The organism is Spirulina sp. LEGE 11439 (genome assembly GCF_059821285.1).
In genome coordinates this window covers 1-2786 of the sequence record NZ_JCAMRX010000025.1, presented here as the reverse complement: position 1 = coordinate 2786, position 2786 = coordinate 1, and the positions used below count along the sequence as shown (strand labels likewise).

The following is a 2786-nucleotide window of genomic DNA, read 5'->3' as shown; positions in this document are numbered from 1 at the left end:
TCAAGCCTTAGATTTGAGACGAAAACTCCTCGGAGAAGACCATCCTGATGTTGCCTCTTCCCTGAACAATTTGGCTGGACTGTACGAGTCCCAAGGACGTTACGAAGAAGCGGAACCCTTGTTGGTTCAAGCCTTAGATTTGAGACGAAAACTCCTCGGAGAAGACCATCCTGATGTTGCCACTTCCCTGAACAATTTGGCTGCACTGTACGAGTCCCAAGGACGTTACGAAGAAGCGGAACCCTTATATTTTATGGCGATCGCGATCGCACTGCAAAAACTCGGTCAAAATCATCCCCATACAACAATATATTTTAATAATTTTGGTACTTTTCTCCAGCAAGTCATCCGCGACAATCGAGAATCAGAATTGAGCCAACATCCCCTCACCCAAAACCTCTTATCTCAATTAAAAAACCAAAACTAGGATATAATAAAATAGCGATCGCTATTCCCTCAGACAGGCGATCGCACTTTTTCAGTAAGTAATATTCTGCCATTCCTCCGCCTCTGCAAACAAACCCAAATGTCTGATATTAGTAGTTGCGATAACCACATAACGCCCCGGAAAACTCTCAGACAACAATCGCCAATGTGCTATAATAATCATATCAATATCAATACCAAGTTTGACATTCAATCGTATTCTGTTGAGGATTAGGATTGCACAAAACCCCTAAAATACTGGTATCGAGAAAAATAATCATTGATGAGTAAATAATTTTCTACTGCGGTTTTCATCAATTACTTTTTTCACAATTTCCCATGCTTTTTGTTCTTGTTCTAATTCTTCCTTAGTCCACTTTTTCTCGCGCCAAACACGCAAAATCTCGATGCCTTTTTGATTGATTTTAATTTGCTCTTCTCTAGTTCTCCCGTAATTTTTGAGAGAATTAACCAAATTTCCTTTAGGTTCGGGATATTCATTATCCTGTTGAGGAATATCTTGTAATGCTGTCATGCGATCGCATCTCCAAAACTACAGGTTTGACATTCTTTCTTTCATTATACGCGATCGCTATTCCTGATTTTCAGACAGGCGATCGGGATCGATTCCCATTGCTTGCAAGCGATACTGCTAAAGCAACACTTCGTGAACGCGCAGTGCTTGTAACTCCAACTCAGCGCGATCGGCTCTTTCCATTGGAGTAGAAATCCAATTCCCCCCAGCATCATAGAAGCGCAACCACAACCCTTCTACATTCTCATAACTCCCTTGCCACAATCCCACACCCAAACCCAACTCTTCCAACCATAACCTCCCCTCCGATAAATCTAAGGCTTCATATTTACCGGATCGCCAAACAAACCCCCGCAATTGATTCTCGTAACGGTCGTAAATGAGATAATAAGGGACTTGTAAAATTTGTTCGTAAACTTCCTATTTTGTGGGTGGTTTCCCTTTTTTTCGTATCGTTTGCCCCAAATCTTCATCCTCCGTCCCGGGAGAAGCCAACTCCACCACCAAAAACGGACTGACCTCCTCTTGCCATATCACATAACTTAAGCGCAACTCTTGCTGGCTTCGACTTTGCCTCACTCCCAACACCAAAAACCAATCCGGTCGCTTTTGCCAGAGCGTATGTTCGCGATCGTAATAGAGATTCAAATCGCTGGCAATAAAATAATCTTCCCGATAAATGCGAGGAGATTGACAGGTTTGAGTCAATAAATCGGGTTGAAAATCGTGAAATTCGTCGGGCAAACCGGACTCCTCTGGGTCTTCGCTGGGTAGATCGTACATCGTCGGCAGATTCTTTTTGGAAGGATTCTGCTGGGGATAGCGGGGTTGCAGTTGAACCATGAGAAGATTATCCTAAAAACAAGTGTACCTCAAGTTTAGTCCTGATTTTCAGAGAGGCGATCGGGATTAATTCCCATTGCTTGCAGGCGATCGCGTAACTCTTGTAACTCTATTTCAGCACGATTTGCTCGTTCTCGTTCGCGATCGCGATCGCCTTCAGCGAGATCGGCTCTTTCCATCGGAGTAGCAACCCAATTTCCCCCAGCATCATAGAAACGCAACCACAGCCCCTCTACATTCTCATAACTCCCTTGCCACAATCCTACACCTAACCCCAACTCCTCAAACCACAATCGCCCCTCCGATAAATCCAAGGCTTCGTATTGTCCAGATCGCCAAATAAACCCCCGCCATTGATTCTCATAACGGTCGTAAATGAGATAATAAGGAACTTGTAAAATTTGTTCGTAAACCTCCCATTTTGTCGGTGGTGCGCCCTCTTTTCGCCTCGTCTGTCCCAAATCCTCATTCTCTGTCCCCGGAGAAGCCAATTCCACCACCAAAAACGGACTGACCTCCTCTTGCCATATCACATAACTTAAGCGCAACTCTTGCTGGCTTCGACTTTGCCTCACTCCCAACACCAAAAACCAATCCGGTCGCTTTTGCCAGAGCGTATGTTCGCGATCGTAATAGAGATTCAAATCGCTGGCAATAAAATAATCTTCCCGAGGAATGCGTGGAGATTGACAGGTTTGAGTCAATAAATCGGGTTGAAAATCGTGAAACTCGTCGGGCAAACCGGACTCCTCTGGGTCTTCGCTAGGTAAATCGTACATCGTGGGCAGATTTTCCTTCGTAAGAGGATTCTGCTTAGGATAGCGGGGTTGCAGTTGAACCATGAGAACAATAAGAAAGTTATCCTAAAAACAAGTGTACCCTAATTCTGAAGATTGAGAGAAGCGATCGCACCTGTTATCAGTAAGTAATATAGCGTTTCTTGAACATATGAGGTACAATATGAGGGAAGAAAAAAATAGTA

Annotated in this window: 5 protein-coding genes; 1 reads left to right on the top strand and 4 read right to left on the bottom strand. The window is 43.9% G+C overall.

The features are described 5' to 3' along the window. A partial coding sequence (locus AC6RV6_RS16640) for a tetratricopeptide repeat protein (RefSeq protein WP_500242001.1) occupies window positions 1-427 on the top strand: 427 nt, incomplete at its 5' end. Between the two features lie 276 nt (window positions 428-703). Here the strand turns inward: AC6RV6_RS16640 and AC6RV6_RS16635 are convergent. The 4 genes from AC6RV6_RS16635 to AC6RV6_RS16620 all read right to left on the bottom strand — a co-directional run bounded on the left by AC6RV6_RS16635 (window position 704) and on the right by AC6RV6_RS16620 (window position 2646). After that, a complete protein-coding gene (locus AC6RV6_RS16635) occupies window positions 704-961 on the bottom strand; it encodes a hypothetical protein (protein WP_500242000.1) in 258 nt (85 codons plus the stop codon). A gap of 117 nt (window positions 962-1078) precedes the next feature. Beyond that, complete coding sequence (locus tag AC6RV6_RS16630; RefSeq protein ID WP_500241999.1) at window positions 1079-1318, bottom strand: hypothetical protein; 240 nt, start codon at window positions 1316-1318, stop codon at window positions 1079-1081. Between the two features lie 63 nt (window positions 1319-1381). After that, window positions 1382-1804: a Uma2 family endonuclease gene (locus AC6RV6_RS16625; protein ID WP_500241998.1), complete on the bottom strand. Its 423-nt coding sequence runs from the start codon at window positions 1802-1804 to the stop codon at window positions 1382-1384. 35 nt (window positions 1805-1839) lie between these two features. Beyond that, entirely contained in the window at window positions 1840-2646 is an 807-nt protein-coding gene (locus AC6RV6_RS16620; RefSeq protein ID WP_500241997.1) for a Uma2 family endonuclease, read from the bottom strand. Between the last annotated feature and the right edge of the window lie 140 nt (window positions 2647-2786).